This window comes from Pseudomonas sp. MCal1 (assembly GCF_026341415.1).
Lineage (GTDB): Bacteria > Pseudomonadota > Gammaproteobacteria > Pseudomonadales > Pseudomonadaceae > Aquipseudomonas.
Genome location: NZ_JAKUMP010000012.1, coordinates 50,808 through 72,181 on the forward strand (window position 1 = coordinate 50,808; position 21,374 = coordinate 72,181).

A 21,374-nucleotide genomic window follows, 5' to 3' on the forward strand; every position below is an offset into this window, starting at 1 on the left:
GCAGGAAGCAGAAATGACAGAGCCACTGGATTTATCTGGAAATTACACCAGCGCGAATTATAGCTATAAGGAGGGCGGGGATGGTTACGCTGTAGAGAATGGTAAAAAAATTGTCGACTGTTCTCATATGGTTAACTTGTTGCTGACGGGGGCGGGCTACGAAGTTCCTTATCAGAATACCGCCGGGCTTAATAGCCAGGAAGCGCTCAAATATTACGATGTGATAAGCCCGGCTAATGTGAAGCGGGGAGATATCGTACTCTGGATTAATGCCACGTCAAATCATCAAAACAAGACGTTAAACCATACAGGTATTGTAGAAAGTTATGACAGTACGCTGGATTCTGAGTTTGGAGAATTCTTCGGAGCACAAAGTTCTGGACCAGCCACTGCCAAATTCGGTGCCGTTGGGAAGGCTTGGTACTGGCCAGTCCCTACAAAATTTTTAAGGGTTAAGGAGTCGACTCGGACGGGGGGGGGCGCTCCCGCTCCCGCACCGGCAGCTGCGGGGGCTGCACCATTGATGAGTTTTCAATATCCATTTAGAAAACCAGATGGTAAGCAGTTCACTGGAGCAGATGAAGTATACAAAGCCCTAGAGGCTGAAACTGCTGGCCACTACCTGCTGGGCAGCAACAAGTTTTGGCACGGCGGCATTCACATCAGCAATGCCAGCGCTCCTCAATGCATTTTGAACGAACCAATTCGGTGTATGGCCGACGGTGAAGTTGTGGCCTACCGACTTAACGAAGATTATTTGGAGTCCACATTCGGCGAAAATGAGAAAAAACTTAAGTATTCCAACTCGTTTTGTTTGGTGCGACATGAGTACAAATCTGCACCAAACCCAGAAGAAGGACCGAATAAAGGCAAGCAAAACAAGCTTAATTTCTACAGCTTGTACATGCACCTTCTGCCCTTCAAGCGTTATCCGCTGACTGAGGAAGAAACTCCAAAGCCTAAAGTGACCATGAAAGTAAGTGACTTCAACGCTTACGACGATTTCCCTGAATCCAGCAGCATACAGAACGTCGGAAAGCTCGTTGCGGGGACCAAACTTGAGATATTGGATCAAAAGGACTTAGGCAACGTTACCTATGCGAAAGGGAAAATCCTGTCAGGTAGCGTTAAAAAAAGTGGCCACAAAGTTCGCGAAGCTGGCAAAGAGGTCTGGTTCGCGTACTTGAAAGATGGAGAGCCCTACAAAAACTCCAAACCCGCACGTATATGGCTGGCAGACCCGATCCCGGAGCGTTTAAAGCCCAAATATTGGCAAGGCAAGGTGAAGGGAACCGCATTGAAGAGATTGGAACTTTATCAAGATCCGGTCTCGCCCCAAAATGGACAGGCCGCCGGTGCCAAGATGGGCTCGCTGCAACTTACCCCTCATAGTACGGTGGAGTTTGAAAGCAAAGAGGTTCTGAATCTCAATGTTTCCGGGACAATTCGCCGAATGGCGAAGTGTACCAGCAGTGGTAGTTTGGCAGGGGCGGGAAGCCTTCCTCCCAGCTTTTGGGCGATTGTGGAAAACGACCACGTTGCCTGGGATGTAATCCCGAGTAGCTTCAATTCTGTAGAATCTGCCAGTACCGGTATCAAGGCGGGAGATCCGATTGGCTATCTGGGATTGACTGAAAATCTGACCGGCGAAGATGGCGGTGTAGCGAGTAAGTATCAAGTACACGTCGAGATATTTACTGCCGAAGCCGACATAAAATACTTCCTCAAGAATACGGCTGGGCTGAAGATCGGCAAGCAATATCTGTATTTGCCGGCCGGAGGTGAGTTGAAGAAAAAAGCACCTGCGACGGATAGTACGGTGCTGAAAACGGAACATGCGGTTGATTTGAACAAGGCCCCGGTCATTAAAGTGGGTACCGACGATTACTACGATGTGACCGTCACTGACAATGCTCAGGCGGTCAACGGCCTGGTCAAGAAAGCCGGTGCACAAATCATCACTCAGCATGATTGGGAAAAGCTGGGGTTTCAGATCGTCGAAGAAACCAATGCGACAGCGGACGGATTTCTCGATCCGAAAGACATGCCTGCGTTCTTTCAGGATCTGTTTGCGAAGATCGATAAAGACAAGAGCGGGGACGTCGATCCGACCGAGTTGGCCGAGGCTTTGAAAAACCCAGACACGCGCTCGCAATGGTCCAGGCTGGTGGCCCATCATCCGACCGAGTGGAAAGCGAAAGCAGATGCTCCCAAATGGAGCCGGCTCGATACAGAGCTTGAGCATGCTCCGAAGACACTGAAGCATGAAAAAGAAAGGATCAGCAGCTATGTATTTTGGGATGATCTGAAAGAAAAGGCTGCCATCAGTACCGATTTGATATGGCATTTTCATTCGATTGCATTTGTAGCGAACGCGCTGTCAGCTGCTTGTATCCCACTCAGCAAGGCGAAAGAAATTGCCCTATTGGTTTCCTCCGGATACGAAGGAAAGAGCAAGCTGGATTATGAGGCACTGGCGGGTAACTTCGACGGTCAAGGAATGTCTTTCGGTGTTATTCAGTGGAACTTTGGGCAGGGTACTTTGGGGCCGGTTTTGTTGGAGATGCGGGGAGCGGATCAAGCTACTTTTGATGGATGCTTTGGCGCCAACATGAATTTCCAGGCATTGATAACTTCGCTGAACTCTGCGGATACGACTGCCCAAATGAGTTGGGCGTCGGGAGTGATCGCCAACAACAACGCGGGGTGGAAGTCGGCCTTTAAAAAAATTGGCGAAGTCGAGGCGTTTCAGAAGATTCAGCTGAATCATGCGGCGAAATACAATGACAATGTGACGTCTTGCATCAAATTGATGCGCGAATTGGCACCGAATTTGATGGTGAAGATTCAGCTACGGACGTACTGTGCGCTATACGATTTGTGTGTTCAGCAGAACAACCTTTCGAAGGCGGAACAGCTTATTAGAACTGAGTTCCCAAGCGCCAATATTACAACTCAGAAAGAACTACTGATTTTTGTATGTAAAAAACGAGCAGAAAAAGCGGCGACGGCCTACAGGGCTGATGCATTCAGTCGTCGGATGGGGATCATTCAAGGACAAAAATATACCGCTACAATGAGTGGCAATACGGCCACGCGAGAAAACGGTAATTACGGAATAATCGTTGAGGGTGATATTTGTGAGCTTTAAATTCCGCTGGTTTATTACTTTGATTTTGTTTTCTTCACCGGCGTGGAGCGAAAGCAAAAAATTAGTATGCGATCCTGATACCAATATTTGTTCTGTGGCTATTTCGGAGAACTTCTGTGGTTCTGATGGCGTTCCGAAGGCGAAATTTGATATCAGGAGCCAAAGTTATATATTGAGTTGCGAATGTGACTGTAGCTCTCAGGAAAACAGCTTCTGGATACTTAGTTCTAACGGAAAGGTGCAAACACTTGATGCGAGCAAGATCGTAAGTAGTGTAGATATTGGTAAAAACAGGTCCGGAGTACCTGATATTTTTGGTGTGGTTCCTTATTGTCAATCAATCAATACAAATGATGATGGCCTTATATATCTGCAGAAAGGTCCTGGCTCTGCGGGGCAGCCGCAACCATATTGCTATTCGGTACTTGAGCATGACGAAACGCAGAAATGTGAAAGTTCTGATTGCTTGAGTAAGTTACAATTGGTTTCCGGCGTGGAAAAAAAAATAAAAGAAGAGCTGTTGATTGAGTTCAAAAATGCTACATCGCGCCTTTATAAGGATGAGTCCAGGTTTGCTGATTTTCCGAAGCGTAGTTTTATTGAACGCTACATTGGTGAGTATGGTTATTCTTCTGCCAGCCAGCAAGTGTTCAATGACGTAGCATTTTTTTGGCAGCAGGCAGGCTTCAACAACGACGCAATTTGGCTCTTGAAAAAAGTTATTTCAGAAAGTCCTAGGCGGACAGTCGCCTATCTTAATCTGGCAGATGCCTATTGGGCGGAAGGTGATCAAGCATCCGCAGAAAAAAACTACAAGGTGTACATCGAACTCATGAACGAAGATGGCAAGCAAGCCAAGGTTCCTGATCGGGCGAGGCAGCGCGCTACGGCGCAGTAATAGAAGAAGTTGCAGATTACTCTTTATTAAGGCTCACCAGTCATGGCTGGGCCTTGGCAGCGCTGTCGTTTGATGGGGTTTCTGCCAAGGGACTTCAAATTGAATTGTCCGGTTGGTTCTTCCGTTTTTTTTTGCGGGGTATTGGATTGCAATTCATCAATGAAGGGATGCGAAGTGAAACGACTGTTGTCGGTGAGTTAAAGGGGGCGGATTTATTTGTTGCGCTCGATTTTGCGAAAACAAATTCGTCCCGTTTTTGCTTGAAACCGCTTCGGACAGTAATGGGCTATGAACGATAAAGAGCGCGCGGTGCCGGCGTACAAGCAATATGCATCGAGCATGTCGGAAGCAGGAAAGGCTTCGAAGATTCCTGCTCGGGTTGCTGAGCGCAGCTCTGGAGTATCCGGATCATGATCAAACTCAAGACGTTCCTTGAACTGGTCGCGGGTGTTTCTTTGGCTGCTTTGCTGGTTCCTGCGCATGCTCAGGAAACCTGCAATCCCGACAGCTTTTCCAATCCCGATTTGATCATTTGCGGTCAGCAGTCTTTCGAGAAAGTCGATGCAGTGCTGAATGAGCAATACAAGAAAGCGCTGGTCGGTTTGGCGCCGACCGACAAGAAGAAACTGACTGATGTGCAAAAGAAGTGGGTGCGCTTCAAAGAGGCGTATTGCGAGGATGTCTATCAGTCGGCCTTGCCCGGTGCAGAGGCGCCCATCGAAAGGCTTGGGTGCCTGGTGCAAACAAGCAATGCCCGGTTGGGGGAATTGGTTGCTCTGCAGACTGGGTTACCCCTGGACGGTTTTTATAAAGCTGCATCGGCCATGGCGGGGCAGGATCGAGAAAAAGGTCTGACGGCTTCGATGGAACGATTGGGGGGTGACAACTTCGACGATCCGTTGTGGCGGCAATACGTCGATGGACACTGCGAAATGAGTGAGCGTGTGTTCCGGGAGGACATCGCTAACTGCGCAGTGCGCATGCGCTTTCAATTACCTCTTAATCGTTGAAGGAATGAACGGTTTGAAAACTGCCTCAATGTTCTTTGTTGCGTTGCTGTGTCTTTCTCCGCTTGCCGCCCATAGCGAAGTCTCAACGCGGGTTTCTGCTTTCGCTCACTTGATGGAAAAAACATCAACTTTGAATTCAGAACCTATTTCGACACTGTCACCAAATGGGGCGGCGCAGGTGTCAGGTATAGCAAGTCGAAGAAAGCTATCCCCCTTGTCTATCGGAACACCGAGGACGAGGTCATGACTGAGGAGGGCCCTCATCAGTTCACGACGACGTGGGTAGAAGTTTCTGACGGTGTGGTGACTGGAGAATATGAGATGGCAACTCAGGGTGCGAGGGTGAATTCGATGCACTACAGGAATTACAAATCGGGCAAGCAATACTCGTTCGATCAAGACATCACCATGGAGGCGACACCTGAGACCGGTTGCCAATGGTAAGAACGGATAGTTTCGAAAGGGGACTCAACGTCCCCTTTTTTCCGCCCGCAATTCAGCTACGGCTTGGCCTGATACTCCCGAAACTCAATGTGATCGAGCGTGCCTTCCACCATTAACCGCACGCCGTCCGCCATTCTGCTCAGGCCGAGCGCCATTGAGCGGCGGGGGCCGTCGAGGTCGTCGGCCAGGTTGGCGGCGAAGGCGCTGATGGACAGGAGGTCTTCGGAGGCATTGGCCATGAGCGCTTCGGCGTCGGCGTTGGGGCAGAGGGCGAACAGGCCTCCCAGGCGTTTGGGGCGTGTGGCTCTGGGTTTGAAGTGGTGGTCGAGGGCGCGTTCGGCGGCTTCGTGGAGTTTCTTTGAATCGAGGGATTCGTAAGGGGAGGTTTCCGGGTTTTCTGGAATTTCGGGGGGATTGGGTGTTGGTTTGATCATTGCGCAGCTTCCTGGAATTGTGAGGCCGACACCCATTCGCTTTGCACTTCGAAATAGGTGGCAGCTGTGCGTTGGTGTGCAAGACCGGTCCAGGTGGCCGGCAGACTCAAGAGTCTCCGACGCACAGCCGCCATAACGATCCGCGAGCATAGGAAAACGCTCGGCGAAATGCCATTGCGATTGTGCACCTGAACCGGACTTGCACGTCCGAGTCACCGATTTTGCGGTGACACACAGAGGCTATCGGTGATGTCCCAGCCTGCCTAGTTCATAGGTATCCCGGCGCTTCGCAGGAAATTTCCCATAGGTTTGCGGGGCAGCAGACCGAAAGATCGCAGCCTTCGGCAGCTCCTACAGGAATGTGTTTCTTCAGGTGTAGGACGGGGGGATGGTGTGACGCGGAGCGTCACGGGAGACATTCCCACGCGGAGCGTGGGAACGATCAGGTTGTGGGGCGGAAATCGTGACTTGGTAGTCATCATGCGAGAAAAGCCCTGCATCGTCTTCTATCAATCCAGGATAGTGGCGAATCCGTCCGAATCCCTTACACTCCCCCGGCCGTTCATTTTCCTTTTGAGGCTGTGCGCATGAAATTTCGTTTTCTTCTGTGGATGCTGGGTCTGTTGATGGGTAAGGCCAGTCGGACAAATCCTGCGTTCCAGCAGCAGTTGGGTGACAAGGATCTGGTGTTTCAGCTGCAGACTCTGGACGGGAAGGTGGCGCGGCATTTCGTGGTGAAGGACCAGCGCATTACCAGCAAGTCCGGGGTGGTGGCGGAGCCGGCGTTTGCGATTGCCTTTAAAGACGCGGCGTTCGGGTTTGCCACGATGCAGGCCAAAAACAAGCAGCTGGCGTTCATGCAGGGGATTCAGGACAAGACCATCCAGCTCAAGGGCAATCCGGCGCTGGTGATGTGGTTTCAGGGGTTGATGAAGTATTTGAAGCCGAGGAAGGCCAAGCCGAAGGCTGCTTGAGTATTGCGTGAGGCTGTGACGCGGAGCGTCATGGGCTGCATTCCCACGCAGAGCGTGGGAACGATCAAATACAAAGGCCCCACACTCGGTTGAGTGTGGGGCCTTTTTTATAGGCGCAAATCAGGCCTGGCTGAACTGCGAAGCCAGTTCGCGCAGGAGGACTTCGGCTTCCAGTACTTTGCTGACCACATCATTGGCCTTGTCGCGAGTCAGGCCAACGCGTTCCAGCAGCGCATCCGGAATGTCTTCATCCGGGCCGGAGCCGATGCCGCGACTGCGCAGCAGGCGCACGGCCAGGCAGACGAGGTTCGGGTATTCGGCGTAGGCGCCGTCGTAGTTCGGGTCGTGCTGGAAGCGCAGGGCGGTGGCCAGTTCGTCCGGCATGTCCCAGTAGCGCATCAGCCAGGAGCCGATCTGTTCGCGGCTGATGCCCAGCAGGTGTTGCTCGACGTAGCTGTGGCACAGGTGCGGGTTGACCTCCAGGTGCCGGCAGATCAGCGAGAAGTGCGGCGGGAACACGTGGGCCAGCAGCAGGTAGCCGAAGTTGTGCAGCAGGCCGGCGAGGTAGGTCAGGCCGGATTCCGGACGCTGGGCGCGCGGCATGGCGCGGGTCAGGCCTTCGATGACGGCGGCGGTGTAGATCGACTGCTGCCAGTACGGCGTGGTGTGTTGCGGGTGGTCTTTCGGCAGGCTCAGGGTCTTGCCGAGGGCCAGGCCCAGAGCCAGGTTGATCACCAGATCGAAGCCCAGCACGCGCACGATGGCGTCTTCCACCGAGCGGATCTTGCCCGGCGACGCGTAGTACGGCGACGCCGCCCAGCTCACCACTTGCGCAGCCAGCGCCGGGTCGGTTTCGACCACGCCGGTGATGTCGTCGATGGTGGCGTTCGGGTCGACGCGCAGCTTGATGATTTTTTGTGCGGTTTCGGCCAGTGGCGGAATCTCGATGGTCGCTTCCAGACGCTGCTGGATGCGCCGCGCGGTAAACGCCTGTACGGCCTGGGTGATTTCCTCGCGGTCATCGTCCGGGCGGTCGAGGTTCGGGCGGATGCTGCTCAGGGCTTCGCCGAAGTTGGCGGCGCTGGCCTTGGTCAGCATGGTCTTGAAGTCGTCGCTGGCGATTTCCAGCAGCAGGCCCGGCTCGCCGGAGTTGATCAGCAACTTCGGTTCACGCAGCAGGCTTTCTTCGTAGAGGCACGGCGAGCTGGTCAGCGCCGGCAGGCCCGGCAGCAGGCTCAGGCTGTGTTTGCCGAGCATCTTTTCCAGGCGCTCGGTGGACACGGCGGTCAGGCGACGGCCTGTCAGTTCGGCGAGGCGGTTGAGATCCAGCAACTGGCTCTGTGGAAACAGCACCATCAGCGCACCGACCGCGTCGTCCAGCAAAACGGCCTGCACTTTGCGCGAGGCGTTGAGGCCGTGGTGGTCGAGCACTTCTTCGTAGGCGACGCCCAGCTTGTTGAGCAGCAGCCGAATAACAGACGGAGCGTGCGGGGATTCGGGGGCGAGAGCAGCTTCGGTCATGGTCTGTATCCGTTTTTGAAACAATTGCTGGAGTATAACCAGCTTGGTTGGAACGAGCTTTGAGAAACTGCGACGGTGCTCACACTTGGCCGTATTGCTGCCCGTGTCGCAGCCAGCGGTCGAGCAACGGGCTGACGTGGGTGGGCCAGCGTTCGAGCAACGCTTGGGCGGCATCGCGTACGGCGGGCAGCAGATCGGCGTCGCGCATCAGGTCGGCGACCTTGAATTGCAGCAGGCCGGTCTGGCGGGTGCCGAGCATTTCGCCGGGGCCGCGCAGTTCGAGGTCTTTTTCGGCAATGACGAAACCGTCGTTGGTCTCGCGCATGATGCCCAGGCGCTGGCGGCCGATTTGCGACAGCGGCGGATGGTAGAGCAGCACGCAATGGCTGACTGCGCTGCCCCGACCGACGCGACCGCGCAACTGGTGCAGTTGCGCAAGGCCGAGGCGTTCGGGGTTTTCGATGATCATCAGACTGGCGTTGGGCACGTCCACGCCGACTTCGATCACGGTGGTGGCGACCAGCAGTTGCAGGTTGCCGGCCTTGAACTCGGCCATAACGGCGGCTTTCTCGGCGGGTTTCATGCGGCCGTGGATCAGCCCGACCTTCAACTCACCGAGGGCGGCGGTCAGGTCTTCGAAAGTGGTTTCGGCGGCCTGGCAGGTCAGCTCTTCGGACTCTTCGATCAGCGTGCACACCCAATAGGCCTGACGGCCCTCGGCGCAGGCGCTGCGCACCCGCTCGATGACTTCGACGCGGCGGGTATCGGTGACCAGCACGGTGTTGACCGGGGTTCGCCCGGGCGGCAGTTCGTCGAGGATCGAGGTGTCGAGGTCGGCGTAGGCGCTCATCGCCAGCGTCCGCGGAATCGGCGTGGCGGTCATGATCAGTTGATGCGGACACATGCGCCCGCCGACGCCTTTCTGCCGCAGCGCCAGACGTTGCTGTACGCCGAAGCGGTGTTGTTCGTCGATGATCACCAGCGCGAGGTTCTTGAACTGCACTTCGTCCTGAAACAGCGCGTGGGTGCCGACCACCATCGGTGTGCCACCGGCAATCTGTTCCAGCGCGGCCACGCGGTTCTTGCCCTTGAGCTTGCCGGCCAGCCACGCCACCTCGATGCCCAATGGTTCGAGCCAGCGCTTGAAGGTGATGAAGTGCTGCTCGGCAAGGATCTCGGTCGGCGCCATCAGAGCTACCTGATAGCCGGCCTCCAGCGCTTGCAGCGCAGCGAGGGCGGCGACCACGGTTTTGCCCGCGCCGACATCGCCCTGAATCAGCCGCAGCATTGGTTCGTGCTGACTGAGGTCGTAGGCGATTTCGTTGCCGACTCGTTGCTGAGCGCCGGTCGGGTTGAAGCCGAGGTTGGCCAGGTATTTCGCCGGCAGTCTGGTGGCTTTCGGCATCGCCGGCGCGCGCAGGGAGCGCATGCTTTCGCGCAGGCGCTGCTGCGATAGCTGATGGGTCAGCAGTTCTTCGAAGGCCAGGCGATGCTGGGCCCAGTGATGTCCGAGGGCGAGTTCGTCGACGTCGGCATTGGCGGGCGGGTTGTGCAGGTAGCGGATCGCGTCGGCCAGCGGCGCCAGTTGATAGTCGCGGGCCAGTTCGGTCGGCAGCCAGTCGGGCAGGGTGGCCGGTTTGAGCAGGGTCAACGTCTGCGTGCACAACTGGCGCAGGCGCGCCTGGGTCAGGCCTTCGGTCAGCGGGTAGACCGGGGTCAGGGTTTCATCCACCGGCGGCGGCTCGTCGCCGTTAATGGCGCGGTATTCCGGGTGGTAAATCTCCAGCCCCGAGGCACCGGGCCGGGCTTCTCCGTAGCAGCGAATCCGCGTGCCGCGCTTGAGGCCTTCTTTCTGCGCGTTGCTGAAGTGATAGAAGCGCAGGCTCAGGCCGCCGGTGCCGTCCTGCAAACGCACGACGAGGCTGCGACGCCGGCCCATGACCACGTCGGCACCGCTGACGGTGCCTTCGACCACAGCGTCCTGTCCCGGCCGCAACGCGCCGATCGGCACCACGCGGGTGCGATCCTGATAACGCAGCGGCAGGTGGAACAGCACGTCCTGGAGGTTCTCCAGGCCGACCTTGGCCAGTTTCTCGGCCATGGCTTCACCGACACCCTTGAGTGCGGTGACCGAGACCTGCGACAGCTCAGTCATGACTCTGGCTTAACCGGCCGTGACCGGCGCGGCAGGTTTGGCGACCGAGCACAGGCGAATGGAGTCGGCGAGGATCTCGATGGCTTTCGGCCGCGGGAAACTGGCGCGCCAGGCGATGGCCACGGTACGGAACGGCACTGGTGCCGACAGCGGACGTACTTCGATCACGCCCGGGGCGTAGTGATGGCTGTCCACCGCCGACAGCGGCAGGATCGAAATGCCCAGGCCGGAGGCGACCATGTGGCGAATGGTTTCCAGCGAGCTGGATTCGACCGTGGTGTGCTTGGCGCCGTCGTTGCCCTTGGTCAGCGTCGGGCAGGCTTCCAGCACCTGATCGCGGAAGCAGTGGCCTTCGCCGAGCAGCAGCAGGCTCTTGTCATTGAGCAGGGCGGCGTCGATGGATTCTTTTTGCGTCCACGGGTGCTGGGCCGGCATCAGGACGTAGAACGGCTCGTCATAGAGCGGCAGGGTCAGCACGTCGGCTTCGTTGAACGGCAGGGCGATGATGATCGCGTCCAGTTCGCCGTTGCGCAGTTTGTCGCGCAGCACGTGGGTGAAGTTTTCTTCGATGTACAACGGCATCTGCGGGGCGACCCGGTGCAGTTGCGGAATCAGGTGCGGGAACAGGTACGGGCCGACGGTGTAGATCGCGCCGACTTTCAGCGGGGCGGTCAGCTGGTTCTTGCCGGCCTGGGCCAGTTCGCGGATGCCCTGGGCCTGCTCCAGCACTTTCTGCGCCTGAGCGACGATGCCTTCGCCGACCGGGGTCAGGCGCACGGCGCTTTTGCTGCGCTCGAAAATCAGCACACCGAGTTCGTCTTCAAGCTTTTTCACGCCCACCGACAGGGTCGGCTGGCTGACGTGGCAACGCTCGGCCGCGTGGCCGAAATGCTGCTCTTGGGCGAGGGTAACGATGTAGCGTAATTCTGTGAGAGTCATAGCAAGCGTCCATGAAGATGCGGGCCAAGCATACCGGCTGCAATCGATAGACGCACGTTATCAGACTGAGTGATGAATGCGACACCGGGCAATGCCGGTTTGCCGTTGGTAGATATGACAAAGGCACCTTTGGGTGCCTTTGTGTCGGGTTCGTCCGGTTGTCGCAGAACCCTGTGGGAGCGAGGTTGCTCGCGAAAGCGGTGTATCAGACGAAGCAGCGTTGCCTGACAGGCCTCTTCGCGAGCAAGTTCGCTCCCACAGGTTTTGCGGTGTCTTCTAGCGGCGGCGTTCCAGCGAGTAAACAAACGGCGCAACGATTTCGATTGCGCCATTGGTCAGCATGTCGGCCGGTGGCTTGGGCAGCGGCTGGGCGCGGCGGATCATTTCCAGGGTGGCCCGGTCCAGATCGGCGTTGCCGGAACGGCCCACCAGTTCGAACGACAGCACGTTGCCTTCGCCATCAACCACGAAACGCAACCGGTTCAAACCTTCCTTGCCCCGTGCCTGAGCGCTGGCCGGGTACTTTTTGTACTTGGCCAGATGCGCAAGCAGGGTACCTTGCCAACTGGCCTTGGCCGCCAATTGTGCAGGCGACGGGCCCGGTGCCGGCTGGGCGGATTTCTCCGTCGGCGCCTGGGTCTGCTGAGGCTCCGCCGGTTTTTCCTCGGAAGGTTTTTCCTTCACAGGCTCCGGTTTCTTCTCAACCGGCTTGGGCGGTTGCGGCTTTGGCTTGGGTTTTGGTTTTTGCTTGGGCACCGCGATCTCGGCTTTTGGCGCTTCGGCCAGTTTCGGGATCGGCAGTTCTTCAACCGGAGCCGGTGGCTGCGGTGGCGTGACGACTTTCGGCGGAGCGGGCGGTGGCGGGGCCGGAACCGGTGCCAGCTCGACCATCATTGCCTGCGGCGGCAATTCGATGGGCGGGCGGGCGTTCCAGTTCAGCGCCAGCGCAATGGCCAGCGCGTGAACACCCAGCACCACGGCCAGGCTACCGCTGTAACGCGTCAGCTTATGGCGCGTCGTGATCATTTCTTGACTGCGCTCTCGAGTCCGACCAGACCGACCTTCAGGTAACCGGCGGCGCGCAGGTTATCCATCACGCTCATCAAGTCGCCGTAATCCACGCCTTTGTCGGCCTGGAAGAAGATCGTCGTGTCTTTCTTGCCCTGGGTCTTGGCGTCGAGTGCGGCGCCGAGGGTTTCGGCTTTCACTTCGTCATCGCCGATGAACAGGCGCTGGTCAGCCTTCACGCTGAGGAATACCGGTTTCTCCGGCCGCGGTGCCGGTTTGGCGGTGGAGGCAGGCAGGTCAACCTTGATGTCCACGGTGGCCAGCGGAGCGGCCACCATGAAGATGATCAACAGCACCAGCATCACGTCGATGAACGGCGTGACGTTGATTTCGTGGTTCTCGGCCAGATCGTCGTCTGCGCCTTCTTTCAAATGCAGGCCCATGGCCGATTACCCCACTTTCACCATGTGCGGTTGCGAGCTGTTGCGCTCAGGCTGGTGGTCGAGGTCGCGGCTGACCAGCAGCAGAACCTGAGCCGACGCATCGGACACCTGAGCCTTGTAACCGGCGATGGAGCGGGCGAAGACGTTGTAGATGACCACGGCAGGAATCGCGGCAACCAGACCCAGTGCGGTAGCCAGCAGCGCTTCAGCGATGCCCGGTGCTACGACGGCAAGGTTGGTGGTCTGGGTTTTGGCGATGCCGATGAAGCTGTTCATGATGCCCCACACGGTACCGAACAGACCGACGAACGGCGCAGTGGAGCCGATGGTGGCGAGGACGCCGGTGCCGCTGCTCATGTTGCGGCCACAGGCGGCAACCAGACGCTCGAGGCGGAAGCTGACGCGCTCCTTGATGCCTTCTTTCTCGCGGGCGTTGGCCGACAGGCGCATTTCTTCCAGGGCGTCGTGTACCAGCAGGTTGGCCAGCGTGCCTTCTTTCGCCGCGGTAGCGCTGGCTTCCTTTAGGGAGGCAGCTTTTTTCAGGTGGGCGATTTCACCGCGCAGCCGGCGTTTGGCGCCCATCAGCTCGAAGCCCTTGGCGATCCAGATGGTCCAGGTGATGATCGAGGCGATGGCCAGGCCGATCATCACGGCTTTAACGATGACGTCGGCGTTCTGGTACATGCCCCATGGCGACAGGTCATGGGCCATGCCCAGGCTGTTGTCGGCTTCGAGGACTTCCGGTGCATCGGCTGCGCTGGCCTCTACGGCCTGCACCGGATCGGTCGCGGCAGGTGCGGCGGCCGGAGCGCTCTGCTCGGTGGCGGCTGGCGCGGCCGGGGCTTGTGCGTCAGCGAATGCAGCAACTGGTGCCAGCATCAGGCTGAGCAACAGAGCAGCCACGGCGCCCCAGGCGCGAGGTCGGTTGGTTGGCGAAGCGGAGTTTTGAATGCGTGTCATGCTGGCCGGACCTGAGATAGAAAAACGGTGATGCTCTTCCAGGCCTCGTGAGGCCGAGAACAAAAGTGGCGTGCATTATTGCAAGTAATTCTTGTTAACAAAAGTAATAGAGTTGCTTTTTTTCCTTCATTGCTAGCCGCTCGTCCTTTGCCGAGGCTAGTCTGTCGCTTTCCGATGGGAGATTTTTGATGTCCGCGCCTTCTGTTTTGATCGCCGGTTGCGGTGATGTCGGCAGCCGTCTGGCCACGCAATTGCTGGCTGCCGGCTTCCAGGTATACGGCCTGCGCCGGGATGTTTCACGTTTGCCGGAGGGCGTTATCGGTGTGGCCGGTGACTTGTTCAATGAGGATTGCCCGGCGACCTGGCCGGTGGGCGCTATCGATTACCTGGTGTATAGCGCGGCGGCCACCGATCACGATGAGGCCGGTTATCGCGCGGCATATGTGCAGGGTTTGCAGCATGTGCTGGGTTGGCTGAACGATTACGGGCAACAGCCTGATCGGTTGCTGTTCGTTTCCAGTAGCAGTGTTTACGGGCAGCAGAACGGCGAATGGGTTGATGAAAAATCCGAAACCGTTGCCGCGGGTTATTCCGGTCGGTTGATGCTGGAAGCCGAGCAGGTTGCGCTCAACAGCGGCATTCCCGCGAGCATCGTACGCCTGACCGGCATTTATGGCCCGGGACGTGAATGGCTGCTGACCCAGGTACGCCGTGGTTATCGTGTGGCGGTTGACCCACCGCTGTATGGCAATCGCATCCATGCCGATGATGCGGCGGGGTTGATGGCTTATCTGCTGGACGCGGATCGCAAGGGCGTGGCGCTGGATGACATCTATATCGGCGTGGACGATGCGCCGGCGCCGCTCGCCGAGGTGGTGGCGTGGCTGCGCGAGTATCTGGGCGTCACCGAATGGTCGGAAGACGAGAGTGTGCGTCGTACCGGCAGCAAGCGTTGCAGCAATGCACGGGCCAAGGCGTTGGGCTGGGTGCCGAAGTATCCGAGTTATCGCGAGGGGTATGCCGCGATTCTTGAAGGTCGCTGCTGACTTGCGGACATAAAAAAGGCGGGAGCAATGGCTTGCTTCCGCCTTTCTTGTCTCAAGCGCAGATCACTGCTTCTCAAGCAACCACTTGCGCTCACCCGGGGTGAACTGCGGTTGTTCGTCCGCCAGCGCCGTATTCACGGCCTGCAGGATTTCCAGCTCTTTGCCCTTGCGCACAAAGATCCAGTTGTTGCCCTGGCCGTTCTGCTGCAACCACATGCTGTCGTTGCCGCTGCTCATCGACGCGCAATCGCCCGCGAGGCACAGGGCATAGCGGTCGGCACCCGGCAGACCGGAGACTTGGCCGTCAGCCTGAAACTGCACGGTGGCGCCTTCGCCCTGGCCGCTGGTGATCGTCCAGTTGCCGCCCAGATAAGCGGAATACAGCGCGCGTTCGAAGCTGGCGCCGATCGGTGCGCCGTCCGGCACTGGAATTTGCGCGCGGTCGAAGACTTGTTCCGGTTCGTTTTCGTTGGCGGCTTGTTGCAGTTGGCCACCATCACGTTTCAGCTCGCTGGCGGAGCTGCCATAGAAGTCGACTTTCCAGACGCCGGACTGTTCGCCGAGCAAGCGACCTTCGACGTTTTCGAAACCGTTGGTATAGCGGGCCTGGCCGGCCTTGGTGTTGACGTCCCACTCCAGATTCGGGCCGTAAGCCTGAAGCGCTTCGCGCAGGGGGCCGCCCTTGGCAGCGGCATCGATGGCGACCTGATTGATCCAGGTGCCGCTGATGTCACGGTCGGCAGGGTTGCTGGCGCAACCGCCGAGGAAAATGGCGAGCAGCGAGAGAGCAAGCGCTTTGCGCATGGTGGAATCCTTTCAAAACCTTTTCTTTACCGCAGAGCGGTCGGCGCGGTGTGTTGGACCGCGCCATGGCGCATTACTCGATGACCAGAATGGCATCCATTTCAACCTGCGAACCCTTCGGCAGGGCTGCCACGCCGATGGCGGCGCGAGCCGGGTAAGGCTGGTCGAAGTACTTGCCCATGATCTCGTTGACCTTGGCGAAGTGGCTCAGGTCGGTGAGGAAGATGTTCAGCTTGACGATGTCCTTGAACGAACCGCCGGCGGCTTCGGCCACGGCTTTCAGGTTCTCGAACACCTGGACGGTCTGGGCTTCGAAGCCTTCGACCAGTTCCATGGTTTTTGGATCGAGGGGAATCTGACCCGACATGTAAACGGTATTGCCGGCCTTGATCGCCTGGGAATAAGTACCGATGGCGGCCGGGGCCTTGTCGCTGCTGATAACAGTCTTGGTCATGTATGACTCCTTGTATTGTTTGAGTTATGCGCGCATGCGGGTGATGCGGATCACTCCGGTCAGGGCGCGCAGTTTCTTGATCACGCGGGCCAGGTGCACACGGTCGTGGACGCTGACCACCAACTGGACGACGCTGATGCGGCCATCGCGTTCGTCCATGCTGATTTTCTCGATATTGCCGTCGGCTGCGTTGACGCTGCTGGCCAGCAGGGCGATCAGGCCGCGCTGGTGCTCCAGCTCGACGCGCAGTTCGACGTTGAATTCGCCGGTGACATCCTTGGCCCACGAGAGCTGGATGCATTTTTCCGGGTTGTGGCGGATTTCGCTGATGTTGCGGCAATTTTCCAGGTGCACGACCATGCCTTTGCCCGCCGACAGGTGGCCGACAATCGGGTCGCCCGGGATCGGCGTGCAACATTTGGCATAGCTGAGGACCAGACCTTCGGTGCCGCGAATCGCCAGCGGGCCTTCCGGACTTGGCAATTGCTCGCCTTCGCCGAGCAGGCGGCGTGCCACGACATAGGCCATGCGGTTGCCCAGGCCGATGTCTTCGAGCAGGTCTTCGATCAGTTCGAGGCGGTATTCGGTGAGCATCGCCTTCACGCGCTCGGCCGGAATCTGTTCCAGCGCGCTGTCGAAGCCGTTGAGCACCTTGTTCAACAGGCGCTCGCCGAGGCTGATGGATTCGGAGCGGCGTTGCAGTTTCAGCGCATGGCGGATGTGGGTTCGCGCCTTGCCGGTGACCACGAAGTTGAGCCACGCCGGGTTCGGCCGCGCGCCGGGGGCACTGACGATCTCGACCGTGGAACCGCTTTGCAGCGGTTCGGACAGCGGTGCGAGACGACGGTTGATCCGGCAGGCGATGCAGCTGTTGCCGACGTCGGTGTGCACCGCGTAGGCGAAGTCGACCGCCGTGGAGCCTTTGGGCAGCTCCATGATCCGGCCTTTGGGCGTGAACACATAGACCTCGTCCGGGAACAGGTCGATCTTCACGCTTTCGATGAATTCCAGCGAGTTGCCGGCACGTTGCTGCATTTCCAGCACGCCTTTGACCCACTGACGGGCTCGGGCGTGAGTGCCTTTCGGCTGCTCGTCGCCGCTGGATTTGTACAGCCAATGGGCGGCGATGCCGTTGTTGGCCATCTCTTCCATTTCGCGGGTACGGATCTGGATCTCGATCGGTACACCGTGCATGCCGAACAGCGTGGTGTGCAGCGACTGATAGCCGTTGGCCTTGGGAATCGCGATGTAATCCTTGAAGCGGCCCGGCAACGGTTTGTACAGATTATGCACGGCACCCAGTACGCGGTAGCAGGTGTCGACCTTGTCGACGATGATCCGGAACGCGTAGACGTCCATGATCTCGTTGAAGGCCCGACGCTTGCCGCGCATTTTCTTGTAGATGCCGTAGAGGTGTTTCTGGCGACCGCTGACTTCGCCCTGGATGCCGTCGATGGCGAGGCAATGGCCGAGGGACTCTTCGATCTTGTTGACGATTTCCTTGCGGTTGCCGCGGGCGCGTTTGACCGCCTGGTAAATCCGCGCGGAACGCATCGGGTGCATGGCCTTGAAGCCGAGGTCTTCGAACTCGATGCGTACCGAATGCATGCCCAGCCGGTTGGCGATGGGGGCATAAATCTCAAGGGTTTCCTTGGCGATGCGCCGGCGCTTTTCGCCGGACAGCACTTCCAGGGTGCGCATGTTGTGCAGACGGTCGGCGAGCTTGACCAGGATCACGCGAATGTCGCGCGCCATGGCCATGGCCATTTTCTGGAAGTTTTCCGCCTGGGCTTCGGCCTTGGTCTCGAAGTTCATCTGGGTCAGTTTGCTGACCCCGTCGACCAGTTCGGCCACGGTCTCGCCGAACTGCGCTTGCAGCGCTTCCTTGGCGATACCGGTGTCTTCGATCACGTCATGCAGCATCGCGGCCATCAGGCTCTGATGGTCCATGTGCATGTCGGCAAGAATGTTCGCCACGGCAAGAGGATGCGTGACATACGCCTCGCCGCTGCGGCGGCGTTGGCCGTCGTGGGCTTGTTCGGCGTAGAAATACGCTCGGCGGACCAGATTGACCTGGTCCTGACCGAGGTAGGTCGATATTCGATCGGCGAGGGCGTCTATGCTCGGCATGATGACTCCTGCCGCAAGCTGTGATCCCGCGCCTTGCTACGTCGACCAGGCATAGGCTTAAACGGCCTCGTTGGACTCGTCCTCTGGAGCAAAGGCAGCGAAGACCGGGTCTTCGGTGACAATTTCTTCGGCGGCGATGAATTCGGGAGTCACGATACCTTCAGCGATTTCGCGCAGGGCGACGACGGTAGGCTTGTCGTTTTCCCATGCCACTTTCGGCTCTTTGCCGCCGGTGGCCAGTTGACGGGCACGCTTGGTAGAGAGCATGACCAGCTCAAAGCGGTTATCCACGTGTTCTAGGCAGTCTTCAACGGTTACGCGGGCCATGGTATTCCTCGGAGCGAATGCAATATGCGCGCTGCCCGGTTGGGCGAGCGGACTCGGCAGTTTAAAAAAACACCAGCGATTAGGGAAGCGCTGATTTTTTGACCAGACTCTTCAACGCGCTGCAAGCACCAATGTAAAGCTCTTGCAGCGGTTTTGTGAAGTGCTGTTTCAGCCCAGCAATTCAGCCAGCAATTTGCCAAAACGCACTTGCTGGCGTTTCTGTTGCAGCTGGTTGGCGCGGAAAATCGCCTTCAGATCATCCAGCGCGTGGGCGAAATCGTCGTTGATGATCAGGTAGTCGTATTCGACGTAGTGGCTCATCTCGCTGACCGCTTCGCGCATCCGGCCGTCGATGATCTCGTCGCTGTCCTGGCCACGGTTGGTCAGGCGCTGGTGCAGGGCCTGCAGCGATGGCGGCAGAATGAAGATCGAACGGGCCTGCGGCATCAGCTTGCGCACTTGTTCCGCGCCTTGCCAGTCGATTTCCAGAATCAGGTCATGGCCTTCGTCCAGGGTCTGCTGCAGGCGGCTTTGCGAGGTGCCGTAGAAGTTGCCGAAAACTTCGGCGCGTTCCAGGAAATCGCCGTGCTCGCCCATCTTCACGAACTCTTCGCGGGTCACGAAGTGATAGTTCACGCCGTCCACTTCGCCCGGGCGCATGGCGCGGGTAGTGTGGGAAATCGAGACACGGATTTCCGGTTTGGCGTCGGTCAGGGCCTTGACCAGACTGCTTTTGCCCGCGCCCGAGGGGGCGGAAATGATGTACAGGGTGCCGGTACTGTGGGTCATGTCGGGGATAGCCTTACTCAATATTCTGCACTTGTTCGCGCATCTGCTCGATCAACACCTTGAGGTTGACCGCCGCCTGGGTGCTGCGCGGGTCGAAGGCCTTGGAGCCCAGTGTGTTGGCTTCGCGGTTGAGCTCCTGCATCAGGAAGTCCAGGCGCCGGCCGGCGGCACCGCCGGATTTCAGCACCCGGCGAACTTCGATGATGTGAGTGCTCAGGCGATCCAGTTCTTCGGCCACGTCGCTTTTTTGCGCGAGGATGACCATTTCCTGTTCCAGGCGCTGCGGGTCCAGTTCGGCCTTCATGTCGGCGAAACGGTCGAGGACTTTCTGGCGCTGGGTGGCAAGCATCTGCGGAACCAGTTCGCGCAGGGTCACCACATCTTCTTCGATGGCGGTCAGGCGATCGTTGATCAGGCGTGCCAGCTCTGCGCCTTCGCGCTCGCGGCCGGCCTTGAGGTCTTTCAAGCCTTGATTGAACAAGGCCAGCGCCTCGGCGTTCAGCGCTTGCGGGTCGGTGGCGTCTGCGACCAGTACGCCCGGCCAGGCCAGCACTTCCAGCGGGTTCAGCGCCGCCGGGTTCTTGATCAGGCTGGCGACGGTTTCGGCCGCAGCGACCAGTTGCGCGGCGCGCTCGCGATCCACTTGCAGCGGCTTGCCGGCGCTTTCTTCGGTGAAGCGCAGGGTGCACTCCAGTTTGCCGCGCGACAGGCCCTGGCGCAGGGCTTCGCGGACGGCGCCTTCGAGGTCGCGAAACGATTCCGGCAGACGTAGATGGGGTTCCAGGTAGCGGCTGTTGACCGAGCGCAGCTCCCAGCTCAGGGTGCCCTGAACGCCGGCTTTTTCGACGCGGGCGAAGGCGGTCATGCTGTGCACCATGGGGTGACCTCGCGATACAGATCGGCGCGAATTGAAGCTCCGCAGCTCGATATCAATGAATTTAAGCCGACTGGCAGCAAAGGCGCAGGATTGTAGCGCAGTGCGGCAGATGCGCCCAAACACACGGTGTGACAAAGGGCTGCAGGCCGTCGGCGAAGCGCGTTTCAGGGCCTTCGGTCGTCGGCGGGATTTTTTAACGAGTGCCCAGGCGCGGCGTGCGGCTCTATAATGCTCCGCAGTTTTCCGTCCCCAGTACAGGTATCTCCTATGAAACGTCCAAGTGGTCGCGCTGCCGATCAGCTCCGCTCGATCCGCATTACCCGCAACTACACCAAACACGCCGAGGGATCCGTACTGGTCGAATTCGGTGATACCAAAGTCATCTGCACCGTCAGCGTTGAAAATGGCGTGCCGCGTTTCCTTAAAGGTCAGGGCCAGGGCTGGCTGACCGCCGAATACGGCATGCTGCCGCGTGCTACCGGTGAACGTAACCAGCGTGAAGCGAGCCGTGGCAAGCAGGGCGGTCGCACCCTGGAAATCCAGCGCCTGATCGGCCGTTCCCTGCGCGCTGCACTGGACATGTCCAAGCTGGGCGACGTCACCCTGTATGTCGACTGCGACGTGATCCAGGCCGACGGTGGCACCCGTACTGCGTCGATCACCGGCGCCATGGTTGCGCTGGTCGATGCACTGAAAGTGATCAAGAAGCGTGGCGGCCTGAAAGGTGGCGACCCGCTCAAGCAAATGATCGGTGCCGTATCTGTTGGCATATACCAGGGCGAGCCAGTGCTGGATCTGGACTATCTTGAGGATTCCGCCGCCGAGACCGACCTCAATGTGGTGATGACCAGCACCGGTGGTTTCATCGAAGTGCAGGGCACCGCTGAAGGCGCGCCGTTCCAGCCTGAAGAGCTGAACGCGATGCTGGAACTGGCCAAGAAAGGCATGAACGAGATCTTCGAACTGCAAAAGGCTGCGCTGGCCGACTGAGCAGGTTCGCAACCCGCAAG

At 58.4% G+C, this 21,374-nt stretch carries 20 protein-coding genes; 7 read left to right on the plus strand and 13 right to left on the minus strand.

The window, feature by feature from the left end:
- Positions 1–13: 13 nt before the first annotated feature.
- The 4 genes from MKZ87_RS20115 (at position 14) to MKZ87_RS20130 (ending at position 5,059) form a co-directional block, all read left to right on the plus strand.
- Positions 14–3,151 (plus strand): EF-hand domain-containing protein, encoded by a 3,138-nt coding sequence (locus tag MKZ87_RS20115; protein WP_266201892.1) that lies wholly within the window; start codon positions 14–16, stop codon positions 3,149–3,151.
- Positions 3,141–4,049: a tetratricopeptide repeat protein gene (locus tag MKZ87_RS20120; RefSeq protein WP_085702388.1), complete on the plus strand. Its 909-nt coding sequence runs from the start codon at positions 3,141–3,143 to the stop codon at positions 4,047–4,049. Before MKZ87_RS20115 ends, MKZ87_RS20120 begins: the two co-directional genes overlap by 11 nt.
- 53 nt (positions 4,050–4,102) lie before the next feature.
- Positions 4,103–4,348, plus strand: a complete 246-nt coding sequence (locus MKZ87_RS20125; RefSeq protein WP_139834818.1) for a hypothetical protein — start codon at positions 4,103–4,105, stop codon at positions 4,346–4,348.
- 111 nt (positions 4,349–4,459) lie between these two features.
- On the plus strand, positions 4,460–5,059 hold the full coding sequence (locus tag MKZ87_RS20130; RefSeq protein ID WP_085702313.1) for a lysozyme inhibitor LprI family protein: 600 nt from the start codon (positions 4,460–4,462) through the stop codon (positions 5,057–5,059).
- 500 nt (positions 5,060–5,559) lie between these two features.
- Here MKZ87_RS20130 and MKZ87_RS20135 read toward each other — a convergent pair whose 3' ends face one another.
- Entirely contained in the window at positions 5,560–5,937 is a 378-nt protein-coding gene (locus MKZ87_RS20135) for a DUF6124 family protein (protein ID WP_085702314.1), read from the minus strand.
- Positions 5,938–6,524: 587 nt separating this feature from the next.
- On the opposite strand from MKZ87_RS20135, the gene MKZ87_RS20140 reads away from it, so the two are divergent.
- On the plus strand, positions 6,525–6,911 hold the full coding sequence (locus MKZ87_RS20140) for an SCP2 sterol-binding domain-containing protein (RefSeq protein ID WP_085696809.1): 387 nt from the start codon (positions 6,525–6,527) through the stop codon (positions 6,909–6,911).
- Between the two features lie 120 nt (positions 6,912–7,031).
- On the opposite strand, the gene MKZ87_RS20145 is transcribed toward MKZ87_RS20140, so the two are convergent.
- From MKZ87_RS20145 to exbB, 6 genes are all read right to left on the minus strand, one after another.
- The gene (locus MKZ87_RS20145; RefSeq protein ID WP_085702315.1) at positions 7,032–8,432 is read right to left on the minus strand and encodes an aminoacyl-tRNA deacylase and HDOD domain-containing protein; all 1,401 of its coding nucleotides are present in this window, start codon (positions 8,430–8,432) and stop codon (positions 7,032–7,034) included.
- 79 nt (positions 8,433–8,511) lie between these two features.
- Positions 8,512–10,587 carry an ATP-dependent DNA helicase RecG gene (gene recG, locus MKZ87_RS20150; protein ID WP_085702316.1) on the minus strand — a complete coding sequence of 692 codons (2,076 nt, stop codon included), beginning with the start codon at positions 10,585–10,587 and terminating at the stop codon, positions 8,512–8,514.
- Positions 10,588–10,596: 9 nt separating this feature from the next.
- Positions 10,597–11,526: a hydrogen peroxide-inducible genes activator gene (locus tag MKZ87_RS20155; RefSeq protein ID WP_064379831.1), complete on the minus strand. Its 930-nt coding sequence runs from the start codon at positions 11,524–11,526 to the stop codon at positions 10,597–10,599.
- A gap of 276 nt (positions 11,527–11,802) precedes the next feature.
- Positions 11,803–12,552 (minus strand): energy transducer TonB family protein, encoded by a 750-nt coding sequence (locus MKZ87_RS20160; RefSeq protein WP_085702317.1) that lies wholly within the window; start codon positions 12,550–12,552, stop codon positions 11,803–11,805.
- Positions 12,549–12,977, minus strand: a complete 429-nt coding sequence (gene exbD, locus MKZ87_RS20165) for a TonB system transport protein ExbD (RefSeq protein ID WP_064379836.1) — start codon at positions 12,975–12,977, stop codon at positions 12,549–12,551. The genes MKZ87_RS20160 and exbD overlap by 4 nt, the downstream gene beginning before the upstream one ends.
- A 6-nt stretch (positions 12,978–12,983) precedes the next feature.
- Positions 12,984–13,937 (minus strand): tonB-system energizer ExbB, encoded by a 954-nt coding sequence (gene exbB, locus MKZ87_RS20170; RefSeq protein ID WP_085702318.1) that lies wholly within the window; start codon positions 13,935–13,937, stop codon positions 12,984–12,986.
- A gap of 188 nt (positions 13,938–14,125) precedes the next feature.
- On the opposite strand from exbB, the gene MKZ87_RS20175 reads away from it, so the two are divergent.
- Positions 14,126–14,983 (plus strand): NAD-dependent epimerase/dehydratase family protein, encoded by an 858-nt coding sequence (locus MKZ87_RS20175; protein ID WP_085702319.1) that lies wholly within the window; start codon positions 14,126–14,128, stop codon positions 14,981–14,983.
- Positions 14,984–15,046: 63 nt separating this feature from the next.
- Here the strand turns inward: MKZ87_RS20175 and MKZ87_RS20180 are convergent, their stop codons facing one another.
- The 6 genes from MKZ87_RS20180 to MKZ87_RS20205 form a co-directional block, all read right to left on the minus strand.
- Complete coding sequence (locus MKZ87_RS20180; RefSeq protein ID WP_085696815.1) at positions 15,047–15,787, minus strand: hypothetical protein; 741 nt, start codon at positions 15,785–15,787, stop codon at positions 15,047–15,049.
- Positions 15,788–15,860: 73 nt separating this feature from the next.
- Positions 15,861–16,241, minus strand: coding sequence for a RidA family protein (locus tag MKZ87_RS20185; RefSeq protein ID WP_085685905.1), 381 nt, complete (start codon positions 16,239–16,241; stop codon positions 15,861–15,863).
- Positions 16,242–16,265: 24 nt separating this feature from the next.
- Entirely contained in the window at positions 16,266–18,371 is a 2,106-nt protein-coding gene (gene spoT / locus MKZ87_RS20190) for a bifunctional GTP diphosphokinase/guanosine-3',5'-bis pyrophosphate 3'-pyrophosphohydrolase (RefSeq protein WP_085696816.1), read from the minus strand.
- Between the two features lie 57 nt (positions 18,372–18,428).
- The gene (rpoZ, locus tag MKZ87_RS20195; RefSeq protein WP_065258182.1) at positions 18,429–18,698 is read right to left on the minus strand and encodes a DNA-directed RNA polymerase subunit omega; all 270 of its coding nucleotides are present in this window, start codon (positions 18,696–18,698) and stop codon (positions 18,429–18,431) included.
- Between the two features lie 168 nt (positions 18,699–18,866).
- Positions 18,867–19,487 carry a guanylate kinase gene (gene gmk / locus MKZ87_RS20200; RefSeq protein ID WP_085696817.1) on the minus strand — a complete coding sequence of 207 codons (621 nt, stop codon included), beginning with the start codon at positions 19,485–19,487 and terminating at the stop codon, positions 18,867–18,869.
- Between the two features lie 13 nt (positions 19,488–19,500).
- A complete protein-coding gene (locus MKZ87_RS20205; RefSeq protein ID WP_085696818.1) occupies positions 19,501–20,364 on the minus strand; it encodes a YicC/YloC family endoribonuclease in 864 nt (287 codons plus the stop codon).
- A 267-nt stretch (positions 20,365–20,631) separates the two neighbouring features.
- Here MKZ87_RS20205 and rph point away from each other — a divergent pair, with 267 nt between their 5' ends.
- Positions 20,632–21,354, plus strand: a complete 723-nt coding sequence (gene rph / locus MKZ87_RS20210) for a ribonuclease PH (protein ID WP_266201893.1) — start codon at positions 20,632–20,634, stop codon at positions 21,352–21,354.
- Positions 21,355–21,374: the final 20 nt, after the last annotated feature.